Source organism: Staphylococcus sp. FSL W8-0774 (genome assembly GCF_038006785.1).
GTDB lineage: Bacteria > Bacillota > Bacilli > Staphylococcales > Staphylococcaceae > Staphylococcus > Staphylococcus pasteuri.
Genome location: NZ_JBBOVW010000001.1, coordinates 36,823 through 54,716, shown reverse-complemented (window position 1 = coordinate 54,716; position 17,894 = coordinate 36,823). Strand labels below are relative to the sequence as shown.

Here is a 17,894-nt window from a genome sequence, read left to right as displayed (position 1 = left end):
TACACTTATTTGATATTAAAATCATCTGTAACAAATGAAATTACTAGATTTGTTATCTCATTAGATCTAAGATCAATCATTTCTTTTGTGAAATGACCATCAACATTATCCTTTTTAGGAGTTGTAATATAACTATTAATCAATTTAACTAGTTTAGTATCTTTTCCATTTTTAACATTTGTTTCTAAATTAACTGCTAATTTTTTAGTCAGTAAAAATTCAACATCTTTTTCATAATGAAGTAACTTATCTACATATTTTTTATTTCCTATAGATGAATTATCAGTATTATATATTAAAGTTAAATTACCAACTTTGTTTTTATACTGGTTAAATTCTTCTTCATCAGAAAAGCCGATTTTAGTATAATCATCAACTTTAATTTTTTGTGAAAGTATATGTTCAATTGTAAGTTGTTTTGATAAAGATTTAGCTATTGCATTTCCATTTTCACAAATAAGACCTTCTAATAATCTATATAGTAGTAAAGCTTTAGGCGAATGAGAGCCATTTTTATTTTCTAATTTTTTATTAGGTAAATTTGACATAATATCATCTGTGAAAGAAAATATTTCTTGATTTATTAAATTAACCGTGTTTTGTAAATCTTTCTTCGTATTATAGTTTTTTATCATTTTAGGAATAAAACTTTCAATGGTATTGGTCTGATTAAAACTAAAAAGAATTGTAGTGACATATCTAATAATTGTTTTTAATATTAATTCTTTTTCATTTTCCTTATCAAGTAAATAGAAAGGCATTAACATGACTTTGGCTTGTTCAATACTTATAACTTCATAAATTATTGAGATTAAATATTCGTGTTTTTTTGTAAAAGATTTATAATCATGAACTTCTAATCTAGAATAAATATCAGAGATATGTTCTAAATCTTTTGAAAAATCAACAATATCATATGAATCCCAATTTTTTAGTTTTTTCTTAAAATAATCCAACAAATTATTTTTTTTAATGTTTTCACCATGAAAAGCTAACAAATAATTTGTTAAAAACTTAGAGGAGGATATTTTTTTTCGACGATTATCTTTTAACAAAGGGTACTCTAAATTTAAGCTGAAAGATTTCCAGTTTGCTAAAAATTCATCTCTTAAAGTATCATCACCACTTTTTGCAATAGATTTCAACGCTAAATTTTTAATTAAGTCAAGCGGTTCAAGAGCTCTACCTCTATCATTTAAAACTTCAAACAATTGAAAAGCCTTAGATTCATTTGGAGCAGTTGTCATTATTAGATACACATTGTACATTAAATAGTTAATAAAACGAATTATTTGTTTTTCAGTTAAATAATTATCCTCTATAAATTCTGAGACACATTCATATATTTCATGAATGTTTTTATCACTATTATTATCAATCGAAGAGGTTTCAAGTTGTTGATCTTGCATTAAACGTCTATAATAACTTCCAAAAGGTAAAGACGTATGGTGATTAATTTTTAACTTTACAAATTCTCCTAAATCATTTGTCATACTATAACCTTTAGAAAGAGTACTTGTTAAGTTATTCCATTTATCTTTGAAAGTACTATCTTCATTTGACTTTTCTTTAGCATAAGTCTGAAGTGCTTTGAAAATTATTGTTATCGTAGTTAAACGCTGTTGCCCATCTATGACAGTCATATATTCTTTATTCGTAATTAGTACAATATTACCAAGTAAATAGCCACTTAATTCACTAGTTTCTTTTTTAAAATCTTCTGAATCTTCTTTGAAATCATATAATAACTCTAGAATATCTTTTTTATTCCATACAAATTCTCTTTGGAATTCCGGTATAAAAAAAGGGAGTTTGCTATTAAATATGAGCTCAGAAATATTTTGGTGACGTGAATCAATTTTACTTTCTTCCATAAGAATTAAACCTCACAATTTTATAGTTGAACTAAGTATAAAAAATAATTAGTATAGATCAACTATTATTTTAAAAAGTAAAAGTAAATTTATAATTATTAATTTTATACCTTAATGAGCAGTTAATTCTTTATTTAAACACACTTCATCATTAAATTTTAAAATAATCATAATTGTAATTCTTAATAGCATTATATAGTTTTGATAATGATCTTTTTCATTTAAATAAGCTAGATTACCATGTGCATATCTGTTTCTAAGACTATATCCATTGGAAAAACTTTTATTATTTAAGTAAAATTCAAACATCTCTGATTCTAATTTACTAAACATTGAACTTGATATATCTATTAATTCTTCTTTATGGAAAGTTTCTATTATTTCTCTTTCTTCTTTAGATAATCTATATAATAACAATGTATTATTTTCATGTAATATTTTCATTAAATTTATTGTATTTACATTTCCCAAAGTAATTGTTTGATCCTCATCAACTTTTAACATATTGAGTCTTTTTATCTTTTTTACTATTTCTGATTCTTTAATTAATGTTACTACTCCATCTTCATCTAAAAGCAAATCGAAGAAATTGTCATAACCATCATTTTCACTTTTTATGAAATCAATAAATAAAGGATTACATGAAAAAAAGAAATTGTATATTTCTTCTACACTATTTGTAGTATTAATATACTTATTAGTGATGTTGGTATGCAAAGTCTTAAAATCCATCATTCTAGATGACAGATGGATTAATTTTAAATTAACTTCACCATAGAGTGTATAACATTCTATTTGATTTAATAAGGATTCAATATTAGCCACTAAATTTAAGCATTTTTCTCTATATGTGCTAGAAGTTGAAATTGAAAACACCATATTCTTGACACTAAACTCACTAGACACGTAATCTTCGAAAAACCATTTGAAAGCATTCTCTATCTCAATATTATTTACTTGTAAAAATTCATAATAATTTCTCATAATTAATAACTGAACGTTTTCTAAAATTCTAAATGAATGTGAAATAGGATAATTATTCGGAATTTGAACACTTAACACTTCTTCAATTTGGGTTTGTTTATTTTTATTATTCAAAATACAAGTTAAATTCCCATTTAAATTTATAAATTCAAATAGCCAAATAAAATTATTAAATATTGTTGGGTAATCTAAATTTGATTTTAGATATTTTTCATCAAAATAAAGATGAAGGTTATTTCCTTGATTATCGAACTTCATTATTTCATTTATATCTGAGAATTCTATACTATATTGAAATTTAATAGCTTGCTTTTTCTCAAAAATTTGCTCATTAATATCTTCAATTTTTTCTTTTGCCTTTTGTTTGTTTTTTACGTCAATCTCGAAACCTTCATATGAGGCAGAATCTATTATTTTAAGTAAATAATTATAACTCACTTTTTCACTTGTTATATAATTTAATATTAAATTATTAGCTATTTCGTGTGTAATTTCTTTTGGAAGTATACCTTTGAATACCCCTAATTTAATATCAATAATTATCTCACTGCTATTAATATCTTCCTTCATATATTTATACAAAACTCTACTAAAATTAGCTACTATCTCTTTAAATTCACAGACTTTTCTAAGAGAAATTAATTTTTTACTCAAAAGAAAAACAAATTTCCCTTCATTTATTTTCTTATAGGTCTTAAATTTATTTAACAAAAACATAAAATCAGAACTATAAATTCTGTTCATATATTCAACTTCTTGGATTATGTTTTTATTATTTATTTTAGAAAAATATCTTCCTATAATTGAATTTGTCTTTTCTAATAATTTTCTATTTTCTTTTTGAAAACAGTAGTTAGGAAATTTATTTAAATAAATATTACAATTATAAAGCTCTAAAACGTCATTAATATTTTGATTATCTTTTTGTCTCAAAATATTCAATCTAGAGTTAATTTTTTCTAAATACCAACCAACTGATAAATCATCTGCACCAAAATATTTAATTCTTTCCATTTACGTTTCTCACCCTATTTATAGGTTCATCTATCAATAATAACAACTGAGTATTAACAAATTTTTTAATTATTGATATTTTATAATTCATTATATTTAGAATTATTATCTTTACTTTTTTCTAATGGGTATTTTTCAGAGTTCTTTACTAGTTTTTTGCGAATAATATCATTAATATCAAAATCTAAGTTATCTGCTAACATATAACTATAAATTAAGACGTCAGCTAGTTCTTCTGCTAATCTTTCTTGCTTATTTTCTACTACTTCTTCAGGTGACTTCCACTGGAATAATTCGAGTAATTCAGCAGCCTCTAAGCTAATAGATAATGATAAATCTTTCTCATTATGGAATTGTCTCCAATTACGAGCATCTCTAAATTGGTTGATTTCTTTTAATATTTCTTTAGTTTCATCCATTATTTTCACCCTTTGCGGCTTTTTTAAGTGCTTCCCTTAATTGATCATCTACTGCATAAATATATAATCCATTAACACCACGAGTTAATAAGACATTTAATTCATTTTTTAAAAGCATATCTGAGAAGTACTGTTTTGACCCATCTTCTAATGTTCTTCTTCGAGTTGCCTTTTTATTAGCACTACTGCTTTCATCAAAGATGATTTTACCATCTCGATATTTAACAGAAGGTCCTATTACAACGCCGGCATAATTTAAATCTAATCCTTGAATAGTATATGTAGACCCTATTTCATCAATTGTTTGTTCTCGTTCAACCCATGGTAATTTAGATTGGTTTCTTTTAGTTTTTAATTGATAATTCCATGGCATAGACCAGTTTCCAATTTTAACTCGCCAAAAATCCTCATCTTCAGGAGGCTTATCTTTATACTTCCAGTCAAATGTAGCAAGCATTCTTGAAATACCACTATCTGTGTGTTGTGCTTTATTTCTAATAGCATTTTCCAAATCAACTGGCGTATCAAAAATTTTAATTTCATACCCTTTTTTATCTTTAGGTATAGTGTTAATTGTTTGATTATCTACTAAATTTCTAATCCATTTAACTGTGGAATCATCACTATTAATACGCATTTGATTTTTTAAAGTTACAAGATTATTTTTACTTTTTGTAACATCAAAATATTCATTTAGTTTGTCTGCTTCCCAAATTTGTTCAGTCGTTAAGACTTGTTTTAAGTCAAAAACGATTACTACAACTTTAGCTCTTGCTAATAAATCGTCTAGATGATTTTTTCCTTGATAACTTTGTTTACCTTGAGTTAAAAGTAAATGTGCCTCGTCTACAATAACAACATCTACCTTTTCATCTGGTGAATGATTATTAATAAAGCTCGTTGGCTTACCAACTATTTTATTGTTTTTGTTAGATATACCTAATTTAGATGCTATTTGATTATATATAGAAACATGTTCATTTTGATTTACAAGAAGATGAATATCTAGATTTTTATCTAAATCCAAATGATATTTTCCTAATTCATATAGTAGTGTACTCATTAAAACAGTTTTTCCAGATCCCGCTTCACCTTCAACAATAATCAATTGTCCATCTTCGTCTAAAAGTATAGATTCTTTAATTTTAGTTAAGATTTCTTCTTTCGCATTAATTTGTTCTTGAGTCAATTTATGGAAAGGAGACGCTTTGAATATAGCTGAATCCTTAATAATACTTTCGATAGGAAATAGAGATTTATTTTCTTTGTTTAAAGATTTCCAAATCTCAGAGAAAATTTCGTCTAGCATGTCAGACGTATAATATTCATTTTGTTGATTAGTTCTACTATTATGAACCCTAGTAATATTATCAACGCTTAATAAATACTGCATTAATCTATTTTCAATATCGAGTGTTAACGATTTATTAAATAACTCATGACCAATCACATACATTGATGATTGATTTGATTCAGAAAATTCTTCCCAAAAGGTTTTTACCTTTGTATCAGCATTAAGATGTTGTCTGGTTCTATTTCTAATATCTGCCGTTTCTCCCACATAGACTTCAAAATTGTTTTCACGCTTTTTATCATTAATTATGTATACAGTTGGATACCTTAATAAATATCTTCCATCTGCCGAAGAATTCCACTTTTGTACTGAACTATCCAAATTATCCAATGAATATTTAATATTTTCTATTTTTAATAAATTTCCCATCATATCACCTATTGAATTATCATCTATTAATCTCTATTTTATCAATTTTGTGATACTTTTATATAGTTTTTTGATATTTATTGCCTTTAATGTTTTAAACTATTATTTACTAAACTTTGTTCTTATTTCAAACTTCATTATTTTCCTCTCAAAAATCCTCTAGTTAAACACAATAAAAGCAGGTGACTTGTATCATTAGTCGCCTGCTTTATATTTAAGTGTTCTTGTTATCATCCTTACTCAAATTCGTTTAACACAATAACTTTGCCGAAGCTATTTGTGCTTTCTAAATAGTCGTGTGCTTTATTGACTTCATCGAGTTTGAATATTTTTTCTGGTTTAACAATAATATTATTGGTTTCTATATAATCAAAGAGTTCTTTTATCTTTGCTTCATCAACATTTTCTGAAACAAAGCTTGTTAGGTAACTATTTTTCTTAATATCAAAGATAGGATCAAATTCTTCTAAGTACCACTTACCTCCAAGTATTCCTGTATCACAAAGGATTCCGCCCTCTTTAAGATGTTTAAAACTATCTTTAATGGTAACTGTACCAACCAATTCTAACACTTTATCATATTCAGAACTTGTATCTAGTTCATTTTCTTTATCTTCGATTACTTCATCAAAGCCTACTTCTATAAGCAATGATTTCTTACTCATATCCCGTGTACTACCACTTACTGTTACATCTTTATATTTAGCTTTAATTAGATTAAGAAAAGCTACGCCTACACCACTAGTTGCACCTCTTACTAATACTTTGTCATTATGTTCAATTTTTAAATTTTTCATAGAACCAAATGCCGTATAGTATGTTTCAGGAATAGTAGCTAGCGTCTCCCACGATAAATTAGTATCTATAGGATAAATTTGTTCATTAGGTAATAATGCATATTGCGCATAACTACCATCAAAGTCACGTCCCATTTCCCCCATTATAGAAACGACCGTTTGATCTTTAGGTAATCTCTCAGAATCTGTTGATTCTTCAATCACCCCTACACATTCAATTCCTAATATTCTCGGGAATTGTACAGAAGGTGAAAAACCTTGTCGAGTGAAAATTTCTGAACGATTAATACCAAATCCCTTTATTTTCACTAAAGACCAGCCTTCTTTGACGACAGGTGTTTCAACATCTTGATATTTTAATTGTTCTGAATCACCAGGATTATATATGACAACTGCTTTCATATGTTTTCTCTCCTTTATTTTTGTTGGAAGAATCTCATTTCTATTTTCCCCATTTTATACTAAATTAATGCCTTTGTTTAAAAATTATTCTCTTATGTACTGAATTCCATAAGTTGCAGTTTGATTTAACTTTCAGTTTAAATAACTAAAACATTTTAAACTACTACCTTTTTCAAAAATAAAAAACATAGCGTTACTACTTAATATAAATTTTACAAATAACTAAAAAGTATAAATTAATTCAATAATATAGTAGATATAATTATTAAAGTTTGATAACCTTAAGTTCACTAACCACTGTTTTAAACATTAATATGACAATTTATATAATTTAAACAATACGCAGATATTTTCAAATAAGAAAAAGAGGAAAATTAAATATGAAAAAAATTATTCAAATATTAACGATTATTGCACTCATTTTGATGATAGGAATTGCAGCAATATTCGGCTATAGTAGCGTTAAAAATCTAACCGCCAGTAATCATCAGAAAAAGACTGAAACTACTATAAAAGAGAGTAAAGATAAAGATTCAAAATCAAATGATACTACTACAGATAAGAGTAGCCAACAAGATTATTCCAACAATACGAATCAAAGTAATACACAAAATAGCTCACAAAATAATACAAATGAACAAGCAAACACTACAAATGAAGAAGATCCTAATAACCTTCTCAGATTTGATAAAAATGGGGATGGCTTGATTTCTACATCTGAATTAACTCCTGAAGCACAAAAACTAGCAGACGAAGGTAAATTCCAACCTGTTTCCGATAGAATGGCCCAAGAATGGACTAAAGATAAAAATAATGAAGATAATTCAAACAGCTCTAATCCTAAAACGATTAATGGTAGACCTGCTGGAGATGCTGGTAATGAAGTGAATATGTCAGCTAAAAATGCAAATGTTGATAGCGAAAATACAGAAGATGAAGATGACAGTGAAAATTAATTAAAACGGAGAATATAAAGAATGAAAAATGTAATTATTGGTTTATCAATATTGTTTGTATTAGTCGTATTAGGTTCAGGAATACTTTTTGGTTACAGTCAACTTAAAAACAGTGTGTTAGCTTCAAGTGACAATAAACAAACACAAGATAGTAAAACAAAAGATAATCAAAAATCTGAGACAACTAATGATGACAACCAAACTAGTAATAATAGTAGTCAAAATAATTCCACTAATGAAGCAATACAAAATAATAATGAGCAACAACCAGCTAATAATCAAAGTAATAAAAGTAATACAACTTCTAATAATTCAAATATCGATAACATGTCTGACGAGGAATTAATGAACTATTACACTCAAAATATGGATGATGATAATAAAAAAGTCGTCGAGGGAAGATTTGAATATCAAAAAGGTAACGAGTATGCAAATTATGTTAGAAATCAGCTAAAAAACAACCAGAATCAATAAATACTGAAGAAAAAAACAAAACTAATTGTGCAAAAAGCAGGATAGCTTTTAGAAAATGTATTTTCAACTAAAAATATAATTGAGAATTTAATTAACAACCTATTCGAGTATAATTGATTTTTAACTCATAATTAATGACTTTATCACATAAAACCTCTTACAAGCCGTCACATCAACGGTTCACAAGAGGTTTTTATTTGTTAACAAGATATCATTTTTTCTAGAGTTCAAACGTTAATTATCTAATAAAAGTCCTTAAAGATATTTATGTCAATCCTTCTATATTGAAATCTATTTATATCTGAAACAAGTCTAATAGTTTTGTTAAGAATTGATCTTTAGATAGTTGTTGATTATGTTTTACAAAGTAATAGAAGTCGGATGAAAAGGAATTAAGCATTAAATTAAGTCTGAAATCTAAGTCGTCTGTGTACATGTCTTCTTCGAATTGTTCACTTAATAAATTTTTAAGTCGCTCAAAAAATGGAATATTAATAATCGAATTAAAGTGCTCGCTGGATTTTTCTATGAAATTTAATGTTGTGAAGTTAGCTTCTTTTAAATCTAAATACTTTGATAAAATTGTATAGATTTTATCTCGCACAGACCATTGTTCATTTTCCGATAAAAGATTTTCTATTTCTATAAACATTTGATCGACCTTTTTATCCATAATAGCCTGACATAACAATGATTTACTTTCAAAATGACGATATAATGTACCAACGCCAACGCCTGATAGTTTAGCGAGATCCGACATTTTTTTAGTGCTTATATCTTCTCCCTGTTCAAGCAAGTCTTCCATTGTTGTTAGGATCATCTGTTGGTTATATTCGGCATCGCTTCGTTTTTTTCGCTGATTTCTTTCCATAATAACCCTTCTTTTAAAGTTATTTTTAACTTCCTAATCTATCAATTTTAACATCCAAATTAAATTCTTCTTTTAAAAATTGTCTATAATTCTCAGATGTTACGTCATATTTTTCTTTCTTTTGTTGTTTAGTTAAAGTTAAATTATCTTGTGACATTGTAGCACGGCCGTATGACTTAGGCATTGTGACTAATAAACGTTTCACAAAGGTAGAATTAGGATTCGTTTGGTTATATTCAATATTGTAATCAAAGTCATGAATATGACGAGGTGTTAATTCCGCTTCATATTGTGTATCCCAGTCATCTTCTTTCCATTTTTGTATATAAAATAAGTTATCGTTGACGTAAATCGCACGAAAATCTCCATTAATATCATGAATAATTGTACTATTATCTTCTTGAGTAATTGGCATTACACTTAATGGCAAATCACCAAATCCCACATCTGAAACATAATCAACGCCATCAATAGGTACTATTAAAGACATATGAGAACCTTTTAAACTTCTGCCACCACCAGGGGTATGAATCGTTGCGGAAACCATATTTACAGTAAATCCTTTATGTTCTAAATACGCTTTAAAGAAATTATTCATCTCATAACAAAAGCCACCACGTTGATGATTTACTACTTTGTTATAAATATCTTCTACTTCTACAGAAATTTTCACTCCATTTTGAACGTCAATATTTTCAAACGGAACAGTTAACATATATTGTTTTAAATAATAATTGAGTGCATCTAAACTAGGCGTATTATATTTTGTATTATCAATATTTAAATATTGTTCTAAACCTTCAAAATTCATTTAAATTACCTCTTTCATTTCTATATGTTCATTTTATTAGATACATAATATCATACCCTCGAATCATTAAATTGACAAACGGAACGCATTCCGTATAAAATAAGTGATAGTAGGTTCCACTTAAAAGCGGGGTGTCAAAATTTGGGAAATGAATATGGTTTTAATATAGATTTGAAGCAACGGAACCGTGTGATAGCTGTCGTAATGATAGGTGCTTTTGTTGGTGTGCTGAATCAAACGTTGATGACGACAATACTTCCAGAAATAATGAAAGATTTTGCGATATCAAGTAGTACAGCACAATGGCTCACAACAATTTTTATGCTTGTCAATGGGATTATGATTCCTATCACAGCTTTTTTAATTGAACGTTTTACATTACGTTCTTTATTTTTTAGTGCAACGTGTTTTTTAATTATTGGTTCATTTATATGTATGTTGGGAATTAATTTTCCAATGTTATTAGTAGGACGTAGTATCCAAGCTTTAGGTGCTGGTATGCTCATGCCACTTACACAGACATTACTTTTCATCATGTTTCCACCTGAGAAACGTGGAATGGCAATGGGAATGTTTGGTCTTGTGATAGGTTTTGCACCCGCAATTGGACCTACTGCAGCTGGTTGGTTCGTCAATATATTCGATTGGCGTTACCTGTTCCTAGTTGTATTGTTGATAGGTATTGTTGATTTTATATTCGGATATCTATCATTAGAGAATATAACAGAACTAAGTAAGCCAACCTTAGATAAACTATCAGTTATTATGTCGACAATCGGCTTTGGTGGCTTATTATATGGCTTTAGTACAGCCGGAAACTTAGGATGGTCACATCCTATGGTTTATATCACTATTATTGTTGCGATAGTAGTATTAACCGCATTTATTTTCCGACAATTAAAACTAGAATCACCATTATTGGAATTTAGAGTGTTTAAATATAATGATTTTTCAATCGCGATGGTCTTAATTGTACTCATGTTCATGTTATTTATAGGGAATCTAACCATTTTACCGATTTATATGCAAACGATGATGAAATGGTCACCATTAGAATCAGGACTTATTTTATTGCCTGGCGGGTTGATTATGGGATTGTTATCACCTGTAACTGGTAATTTATATGATAAAATTGGCGGCCGTATATTGAGTATCATTGGGATGTTAACCATTATGATTGGCGCATTATTCATGGCTCAATTTAGTGAAAATACAACACCATTATATGTGATTATTTCATTTTCAATTGTCATGTTAGGTAATGCTATGATTATGACGCCTATGACAACTCAAGCTTTGAATGCTTTACCACGTCAATATATTGCTCATGGTACTGCAATGAATAATACGATTAGACAAGTTTCAGCTGCAATAGGTACTGGCATTTTAGTCACATTGATGACTGGACTAGGTAAAACATCATCATTGAGTGGTATTCAAGGCCTTATTCATGGTCTAGATATTACATTCTATGTAGTCGCATTGATTGCCTTAATAGGTACTATCATTGCATTTTTTGTTAAAAAACAAGGAAATTAATATTATATTGGGGGATTTTTAAATGTTATTAAGACATGTTATTAACGCATATGTAGGTAGTGAAATTTTTAAAAGTAGTCTACCAAAAGTAAAAAACAGTGATGAAATGGCTCAACAATTCGAACAAGGCTTTGGTTTATCACGTAGATCTATGAGATTAGCAGGCGCTTTCGAAATGATTGGATCACTTCTTTTATTTACTTCTATTTTCGGTAAATTAGGTAAGAAATTAGTAGCTGTTGGTACGATTATGATTAACATTGTTATGGGTACAGCAATTTATAACCACTACAAAGCTGGTCATGGTCATAAAGGCGCTCAAGCTGCTTCTAAATTTTTCTTCTTAAATGTATTAAGTTTACTGGAAGTGTTAAGCTTATCTCGTAATAAATAAGATGAATGTTAATGATTAGAATATGAACAACAATTTTTAATGGAGGGGAAATTATGACTGAAACAAAAGCGATTGATACACACGCACATTTATGGGATGAAGATTATTTAGATAAACTTGGTAAATTAGGCAGTCAAGGTACTGAGGTTGCTAAAGGTATTAATCAATCTGCCTCTAAAGAAGATTTAGACAAACGTTTCAAAATGATGGACGATGCAGGCGTAGACTTACAAATTATTTCTGCAACGCCACAATCTCCACAATGGGGTACTAAAGAAGAAGCTCATCAAAGTGCTCAAGAAATCAACGACTTATATGAAGGACTAGTTCAACAATATCCAGATCGTTTCTTAGCATATGGTGCTGTCTCACTTCCTTATGTCGATCAAGCTATTGAAGAGGCACAAGCGCTTTTGAAAAAGGACGAGTTTGTGGGCATTGCTATTCCAACTATCGTGAAAGATAAAGTATCTGTAGCTGACAAACAATTTGAACCTTTCTTTGCAGCAATGAATGAGTTAAATGCTACGATTTATATTCATCCAACAGGTTGCGGTGCTCAAAGTCCGTTAGTCAATGACTATCAATTAGAATGGGTTATTGGCGCACCATTAGAGTCTACATTCATTACCTTACAATTGATTAAAAATGAAATTCCACAGAAATATCCAAATATTAAATTCCATATTTCACATTTAGGTGGCGCATTACCATTCTTCATGACTCGTATTAAAGATAATTATGAAGACTGGAATGCCTTTAATATTGATCCTTATGAAGTGTTAAATCGTCAATTTTGGTACGATACAGCTAACTTCCATGAACCTTCATTGATTAGCTCTATTGAAACATTTGGTAAAGATAAATTTATGATGGGGTCAGACTTCCCTTACTTCCAAGATGAGAAATATACTCGCGGCGTAGACTATATTAAAAATAGTGATATCGATCCTGATACCATTGATGGTATTTTAAGAGGTAATGCCATTGAATTTTATCAAATAGATAATCATTCTTAAGGCATTGCTTGAAGATTTAATCGTAACTATAAGCATCGTTTTATATTCTATGAAATGATAAAGAAAATCCCTTTTGATTGGTCGTCCATGATTCTATGAGACAACTTTCAAAAGGGATTTTTATTGTACTTTAGTGATTAATTTAGCTTTTTATGAAACATTTTGTTTGAACCGAAAATGGAAATTTCTTACTTACTACTGAAAAAATTTGTTACCTCTTCAATCATTAGTTGATTAATATCTTTGTTCCATGGATATGACTTTGTAAGTATATATGAGCCTAACTTTTCTACAGAAAATGGTGTATCAATTACTTTAAGTTGTCTAGATTCAATCTCTTTTTTAACAGTACGATAAGGTAAAAAAGAAAAACCAATATTATCTAATAACAACGATTTGATAACTCCTATACTCCATAATTCGGTTGTTTTTATAATATCTATTTGATTATTTTGAATGATTTTTTCAAACATATTTCTATATACAGACCCTTTTTCATTAATTACAAAATGATTGTATTGTCGGTACTGTAACAATTCATTAAAGTGGTCTGGTGCTTCTTGATGTGCCACGACAACAATGTCTTCCTCACAAATCAAAGTAGAATTCAATTTATGATGATTTACACCATCATTCAATACAAAGGCAATATCTACTTCGTCCTCAAGTAACTTCTCTTGATTCATACTGCAACTGTTATTTTGAAGATTAATATCTATATTGGGATAATTATGAATCATATTTTTAATGACTTCACTTAATCCTGTAATCATTAATGATTCTGGTGCAGCTATTCTGACCTTACGGACTGTATTATTATGTGATGATATTTGTTTAATTTGTTGTTCTGCATCATAAATTTGATTAATCATCGGTAAGATTTCTTTAAGAAATGGTGTTGAAAGTAGTTGTTTGTGCCGATAATCAAATAGCTTTTGATTCAAGGTTTTCTCTAAAAGTTGTACTTGCTGAGTCACATTTGATTGTGTGTAATTAAGCCTGCGGGCAGTCTTGGTATAACTACCTGTTTCTATTAATGTTTTAATTATTTTTACTTGTCTCAATTCCATGGCCGATTCACCTTTATATATTAGTAGGATTAATTTCAATATTATTATCATTAATTTCACTTATATTAATATCCTTACTATAATAACATAGAAAGGTAGGCGAACAACGTGTTATCGTTTTTAATATATGTCTTTGTTACTTCTATCACACCAGGTCCAAGTAATTTATTTATGATGAATGCTACGAGAATATATGGTTTACGTGGTGGTAAATCTTTCATTACAGGTATTCTTACAGGATTTGCCTTTTTAGGGTTAGCTTCTTATATTGTCATCCTTTTATTCAGTAAATGGATTGTTTATATTGAAACACCTCTTAAATATTTAGGATTTGCTTACTTGATTTACCTATCCTTTAAAATTTTAACTTCAACCAAAAGTAAAGCCCCTTCTAAAGCCTATCAGAGCTTTAAAAGCTGTTTTGTACTACAAGTACTTAATATGAAATCTCTATTATTTTTTATCACTTTAATGGGTGCTTTCATTATCCCTTCAGTTACTGGTTCAATATGGATTCTAATCTATTTAATCATTAGCGTCTTGATTGGTTGGGCTTGTCTCCTAGTTTGGGCATTTGCGGGTAGCATGCTTAACGAATGGCTAAATCAACATCAAACTGCTTTTAATATCGTTATGTCTTTATTACTTTTATATTCAGCTATTTCTATATTTATTTAGAGGAAAATTAAAAGGCTTGTTTCCTAAACAATATAGGAAACAAACCTTTGAAATCGTGTACTTAACCAAAGTTGAACTTTGGGTTTTAGTACAAATACTTTGTATTTATTTTTATTTTAAAAATTATGCGTTATATTTACCAATCATGACTTTTTCAATATATTTGCCATTGTAATTAAAGCTAATTTGTTGTCCATTCACATTATAAATAAGACCATTGTGTGTTTTATCTTCTTTTAATTTATATCCAGCATATGCTTTTTTAACATCAGATACTTTCAATGATTTGTTTGTAACTGAGAATGACGCAGAAACTGGTTTTTTGTTAATGTATTCGAACTGTTGATCATATTTCTTTTTATAAGTTAATGAACTACCACTTTTGAAGTTTTGAGCTTTAGCGTTTACTTTAATACTATTCATTGTTACATTATTATGTTTCAATGCATTAATAAACGCTTTTTCAGTTACAAATTTTGCGTTGTAACCTGCATTACCATTGTAAGTGTAATGAGGAGTAGTTGCTGCATGTGTTACTGGAGTTGCTACGCCTGCAACACTAACCGTTGCACCTGTTAAAACAATACCTGCTGAAAGAATCAATTTACCCATTTTATTCATAATTTTTCCACATCCCTATTGAAATTAGCTATTGCTCTTTTATATTACGAAATTATTACAAATATTACAATAAGTTTTCACAATATTTTTTATATTTATTTTTTGTTGTTTCATCACTTTACATATTTTTGTTAAGAACAAAAAGTTAAGCTTTTTTAGTTGGTGGAAAGGCGTGAATAATGAGCCTTAGAATATGATTAAATATTCAGAGAGTAACATTGAAGGTTTTATTTATAAGATGAAAAAATCAAGCTAAGATACATCTACACTAATATACCTTAACTTGATTTGTATAACAGAATTTAATCTTCATAATTCTCAAGCAATGTATTTAATGTTTCTATGACACCGTCTCTATCGTTATTAATAGAAATTAAATTAGCCTTATCTTTTAGTTCTGGGTAGGCATTATCCATTGCGACTTTGTATCGTGCATTTTCAAATAAAGGAATATCGTTTAGACCATCACCAAATGCAATTGTTTCATCACTGCTAATATTTAGTAGATTTTGTAAGAAGCGAATGGTTTTCCCTTTGTCAACGTCTTTATGTGTGATGTCTATCCAATTCTTTTCTGAAGCAACAATATATAGATCATAATTATATTTTTCTAAACCTTTAACATGTTCAAAACACTGACCTTGCGTATCAAAAATAGTAATTTTTAAAATATCTTTATCAATCGTATTTAAATCATCTAAAAATGTTACTTTTTCATATGAACCTAAAACCATTTCTCGTTCTTTCTGAGAAATAGTATCTTCTACATAAGCCATACCTTCTGTACAAACAATAATAACTAGTTGATCATCAATATGTTTAATAGTTTGAATTAATTCAAGGCCCAGTTGATTGCTGAACGTCTTGGCGTATATATTCATATCATTGATTTTAATTCGAGAAGCACTATCCCCGATGATAAATAAATCCTTAGTTAAGTCTCCAACTATCGCATCCACGCGCTCATTTTGCTTACCAGTACAAAAGGCAAAACGAATCCCCTTATCTTTTAATTGAGTTGATAATTGTTGAAACTTTTCACGATTAAAACTACCTTCCGAATTCAAAAACGTCCCATCCATATCTGTAACTACTAGTTTAAACATGGCTATCCCTCTTTTTTTTATTAAAAATAATATACTAGGTTCAGTTTTATAAATGATATAATTTCTAAACTAAAGGCTGAATTGAAAAATCACTATAAGTATAAGTAACTGATTTGTGTTCACTTTGCTAAAAAAGTAACATTAAGAATTGTGGATAAAATAGAGCATCTGTCATTTTGCTGTGATGGATGCTTTAATTTGTGACTAACAATGTGACTACTAACTTGAAACATATGTATTATTTGAAACGAAACTATTACATGCCTATCTATATATCTATAAAGATTATTTTAATGTAAACAGTGTGTTTTCAAATATTTTAATTAAAGCTTTTTCATTCCAAATTGATTTTTTCATTGCATCTATATAATTTTCTCGATCTAATAAATCAGTACGCCATTCATATCCTTTTAGCTTAGCTATTTCTCTAACTATTAACCTTATTGTTCTTCCGTTACCTTCACGAAAAGGATGTATCATATTCAACTCTATTTTATAATAAGCAAGTTTCTCTGCTGCAACCTTTATATCGGACCACTCATCTTCTAATTTAAATTCTTCGATGAGTTTATTTAAATTTGTATTAATATACTGTGGTTCACAAAACCGCGTATTTTCTTTCATAAGGCTTACATCTCTAATCTCACCAGCAAAACTGTATATTCTTTCGAATAGTTTTTTATGTAATAACTTGATTGAACTTACAGATAATGGAAACAAAAAGTCGTATCCCTCTTCTTGCATTAAACCTTCAACAATATAAAAAGCAACTTTCTCAAGTTGCTCTAATTCATCTATTGTTTGGGCACCTAGCAAGTTCGAATTTATAAGATATTCGTCCTGAAAAGTTGCTTTATATTTCATTTATTTAAAAGCGATTTTACGAATCACTTCATTCGTAATTTCCTTTTTATTATTAATAACATCAAGAATTTGTTTTTGTTGTTCCTTAGTTACATCCATGCCTTCAAGTGAAAGATTTTTAGCGATTTGTTTGTTAACTTTTGAATCAATTGTAATCATATTATCGCCTCCTGATGGTAATATTATACCATAGTCTCTTTTAACTTATCGACATCCAATATTCATAATAAACTTAATACTTTCTCATAAGATGAGTATTTTTTGTATCAATTATGATA

18 protein-coding genes are annotated in these 17,894 nt (G+C 28.5%); 6 read left to right on the top strand and 12 right to left on the bottom strand.

Annotated features, from left to right (window positions below; genetic code table 11):
- Window positions 1-5: 5 nt before the first annotated feature.
- From NSQ15_RS00245 to NSQ15_RS00225, 5 genes are all read right to left on the bottom strand, one after another.
- On the bottom strand, window positions 6-1,874 hold the full coding sequence (locus NSQ15_RS00245; RefSeq protein WP_070451713.1) for a DUF262 domain-containing protein: 1,869 nt from the start codon (window positions 1,872-1,874) through the stop codon (window positions 6-8).
- Window positions 1,875-1,985: 111 nt separating this feature from the next.
- Window positions 1,986-3,872: a hypothetical protein gene (locus NSQ15_RS00240; protein WP_117239461.1), complete on the bottom strand. Its 1,887-nt coding sequence runs from the start codon at window positions 3,870-3,872 to the stop codon at window positions 1,986-1,988.
- Window positions 3,873-3,952: 80 nt separating this feature from the next.
- Window positions 3,953-4,291: a nucleotide pyrophosphohydrolase gene (locus NSQ15_RS00235; protein ID WP_117239462.1), complete on the bottom strand. Its 339-nt coding sequence runs from the start codon at window positions 4,289-4,291 to the stop codon at window positions 3,953-3,955.
- A complete protein-coding gene (locus tag NSQ15_RS00230) occupies window positions 4,284-6,014 on the bottom strand; it encodes a DUF2075 domain-containing protein (protein ID WP_117239463.1) in 1,731 nt (576 codons plus the stop codon). The genes NSQ15_RS00235 and NSQ15_RS00230 overlap by 8 nt, the downstream gene beginning before the upstream one ends.
- 236 nt (window positions 6,015-6,250) lie before the next feature.
- Window positions 6,251-7,213 carry a zinc-binding dehydrogenase gene (locus tag NSQ15_RS00225; RefSeq protein ID WP_124760262.1) on the bottom strand — a complete coding sequence of 321 codons (963 nt, stop codon included), beginning with the start codon at window positions 7,211-7,213 and terminating at the stop codon, window positions 6,251-6,253.
- Window positions 7,214-7,593: 380 nt separating this feature from the next.
- Between NSQ15_RS00225 and NSQ15_RS00220 the strand changes: the two genes are divergently transcribed.
- Together NSQ15_RS00220 and NSQ15_RS00215 are read left to right on the top strand one after the other, a co-directional pair.
- Complete coding sequence (locus NSQ15_RS00220) at window positions 7,594-8,169, top strand: hypothetical protein (RefSeq protein WP_070451724.1); 576 nt, start codon at window positions 7,594-7,596, stop codon at window positions 8,167-8,169.
- Between the two features lie 21 nt (window positions 8,170-8,190).
- Window positions 8,191-8,643, top strand: coding sequence for a hypothetical protein (locus NSQ15_RS00215; RefSeq protein WP_124760259.1), 453 nt, complete (start codon window positions 8,191-8,193; stop codon window positions 8,641-8,643).
- 295 nt (window positions 8,644-8,938) lie between these two features.
- On the opposite strand, the gene NSQ15_RS00210 is transcribed toward NSQ15_RS00215, so the two are convergent.
- Both NSQ15_RS00210 and NSQ15_RS00205 read right to left on the bottom strand, forming a co-directional pair.
- Window positions 8,939-9,514: a TetR/AcrR family transcriptional regulator gene (locus NSQ15_RS00210; RefSeq protein ID WP_017638061.1), complete on the bottom strand. Its 576-nt coding sequence runs from the start codon at window positions 9,512-9,514 to the stop codon at window positions 8,939-8,941.
- A gap of 25 nt (window positions 9,515-9,539) precedes the next feature.
- Window positions 9,540-10,325 (bottom strand): arylamine N-acetyltransferase, encoded by a 786-nt coding sequence (locus NSQ15_RS00205; RefSeq protein WP_340746859.1) that lies wholly within the window; start codon window positions 10,323-10,325, stop codon window positions 9,540-9,542.
- Between the two features lie 141 nt (window positions 10,326-10,466).
- Here NSQ15_RS00205 and NSQ15_RS00200 point away from each other — a divergent pair, with 141 nt between their 5' ends.
- The 3 genes from NSQ15_RS00200 to NSQ15_RS00190 are packed head-to-tail and all read left to right on the top strand — an operon-like array spanning window position 10,467 to window position 13,277.
- Complete coding sequence (locus NSQ15_RS00200; RefSeq protein ID WP_154873886.1) at window positions 10,467-11,864, top strand: MDR family MFS transporter; 1,398 nt, start codon at window positions 10,467-10,469, stop codon at window positions 11,862-11,864.
- Window positions 11,865-11,886: 22 nt separating this feature from the next.
- Window positions 11,887-12,258: a DoxX family protein gene (locus tag NSQ15_RS00195; RefSeq protein ID WP_108000551.1), complete on the top strand. Its 372-nt coding sequence runs from the start codon at window positions 11,887-11,889 to the stop codon at window positions 12,256-12,258.
- Window positions 12,259-12,311: 53 nt separating this feature from the next.
- Window positions 12,312-13,277 (top strand): amidohydrolase family protein, encoded by a 966-nt coding sequence (locus NSQ15_RS00190; protein WP_070451732.1) that lies wholly within the window; start codon window positions 12,312-12,314, stop codon window positions 13,275-13,277.
- A 188-nt stretch (window positions 13,278-13,465) separates the two neighbouring features.
- Here NSQ15_RS00190 and NSQ15_RS00185 read toward each other — a convergent pair whose 3' ends face one another.
- Window positions 13,466-14,347, bottom strand: a complete 882-nt coding sequence (locus NSQ15_RS00185; protein ID WP_340746858.1) for a LysR family transcriptional regulator — start codon at window positions 14,345-14,347, stop codon at window positions 13,466-13,468.
- A gap of 108 nt (window positions 14,348-14,455) precedes the next feature.
- On the opposite strand from NSQ15_RS00185, the gene NSQ15_RS00180 reads away from it, so the two are divergent.
- Window positions 14,456-15,025, top strand: a complete 570-nt coding sequence (locus NSQ15_RS00180; RefSeq protein ID WP_070451736.1) for a LysE family translocator — start codon at window positions 14,456-14,458, stop codon at window positions 15,023-15,025.
- Between the two features lie 123 nt (window positions 15,026-15,148).
- On the opposite strand, the gene isaB is transcribed toward NSQ15_RS00180, so the two are convergent.
- The 4 genes from isaB to NSQ15_RS00160 form a co-directional block, all read right to left on the bottom strand.
- Complete coding sequence (gene isaB / locus NSQ15_RS00175; RefSeq protein WP_070451737.1) at window positions 15,149-15,646, bottom strand: immunodominant staphylococcal antigen IsaB family protein; 498 nt, start codon at window positions 15,644-15,646, stop codon at window positions 15,149-15,151.
- A gap of 302 nt (window positions 15,647-15,948) precedes the next feature.
- Window positions 15,949-16,752 (bottom strand): Cof-type HAD-IIB family hydrolase, encoded by an 804-nt coding sequence (locus tag NSQ15_RS00170; protein WP_070451739.1) that lies wholly within the window; start codon window positions 16,750-16,752, stop codon window positions 15,949-15,951.
- A 285-nt stretch (window positions 16,753-17,037) separates the two neighbouring features.
- Window positions 17,038-17,616 carry a Fic/DOC family protein gene (locus NSQ15_RS00165; protein ID WP_051522845.1) on the bottom strand — a complete coding sequence of 193 codons (579 nt, stop codon included), beginning with the start codon at window positions 17,614-17,616 and terminating at the stop codon, window positions 17,038-17,040.
- A complete protein-coding gene (locus NSQ15_RS00160) occupies window positions 17,617-17,775 on the bottom strand; it encodes a hypothetical protein (RefSeq protein ID WP_017638051.1) in 159 nt (52 codons plus the stop codon). It lies immediately after the preceding gene.
- Window positions 17,776-17,894: the final 119 nt, after the last annotated feature.

What these genes read in the sequence shown, in the direction of transcription:
- NSQ15_RS00195 (WP_108000551.1), top strand. Translation starts at nt 11,887, where the DNA reads ATGTTATTAAGACATGTTATTAACGCATATGTAGGTAGTGAAATTTTT.
- isaB (WP_070451737.1), bottom strand. Translation starts at nt 15,646, where the DNA reads ATGAATAAAATGGGTAAATTGATTCTTTCAGCAGGTATTGTTTTAACA.
- NSQ15_RS00185 (WP_340746858.1), bottom strand. Translation starts at nt 14,347, where the DNA reads ATGGAATTGAGACAAGTAAAAATAATTAAAACATTAATAGAAACAGGT.
- NSQ15_RS00210 (WP_017638061.1), bottom strand. Translation starts at nt 9,514, where the DNA reads ATGGAAAGAAATCAGCGAAAAAAACGAAGCGATGCCGAATATAACCAA.
- NSQ15_RS00230 (WP_117239463.1), bottom strand. Translation starts at nt 6,014, where the DNA reads ATGGGAAATTTATTAAAAATAGAAAATATTAAATATTCATTGGATAAT.
- NSQ15_RS00190 (WP_070451732.1), top strand. Translation starts at nt 12,312, where the DNA reads ATGACTGAAACAAAAGCGATTGATACACACGCACATTTATGGGATGAA.
- NSQ15_RS00225 (WP_124760262.1), bottom strand. Translation starts at nt 7,213, where the DNA reads ATGAAAGCAGTTGTCATATATAATCCTGGTGATTCAGAACAATTAAAA.
- NSQ15_RS00235 (WP_117239462.1), bottom strand. Translation starts at nt 4,291, where the DNA reads ATGGATGAAACTAAAGAAATATTAAAAGAAATCAACCAATTTAGAGAT.
- NSQ15_RS00165 (WP_051522845.1), bottom strand. Translation starts at nt 17,616, where the DNA reads ATGAAATATAAAGCAACTTTTCAGGACGAATATCTTATAAATTCGAAC.
- NSQ15_RS00170 (WP_070451739.1), bottom strand. Translation starts at nt 16,752, where the DNA reads ATGTTTAAACTAGTAGTTACAGATATGGATGGGACGTTTTTGAATTCG.
- NSQ15_RS00160 (WP_017638051.1), bottom strand. Translation starts at nt 17,775, where the DNA reads ATGATTACAATTGATTCAAAAGTTAACAAACAAATCGCTAAAAATCTT.
- NSQ15_RS00205 (WP_340746859.1), bottom strand. Translation starts at nt 10,325, where the DNA reads ATGAATTTTGAAGGTTTAGAACAATATTTAAATATTGATAATACAAAA.
- NSQ15_RS00220 (WP_070451724.1), top strand. Translation starts at nt 7,594, where the DNA reads ATGAAAAAAATTATTCAAATATTAACGATTATTGCACTCATTTTGATG.
- NSQ15_RS00240 (WP_117239461.1), bottom strand. Translation starts at nt 3,872, where the DNA reads ATGGAAAGAATTAAATATTTTGGTGCAGATGATTTATCAGTTGGTTGG.
- NSQ15_RS00215 (WP_124760259.1), top strand. Translation starts at nt 8,191, where the DNA reads ATGAAAAATGTAATTATTGGTTTATCAATATTGTTTGTATTAGTCGTA.
- NSQ15_RS00245 (WP_070451713.1), bottom strand. Translation starts at nt 1,874, where the DNA reads ATGGAAGAAAGTAAAATTGATTCACGTCACCAAAATATTTCTGAGCTC.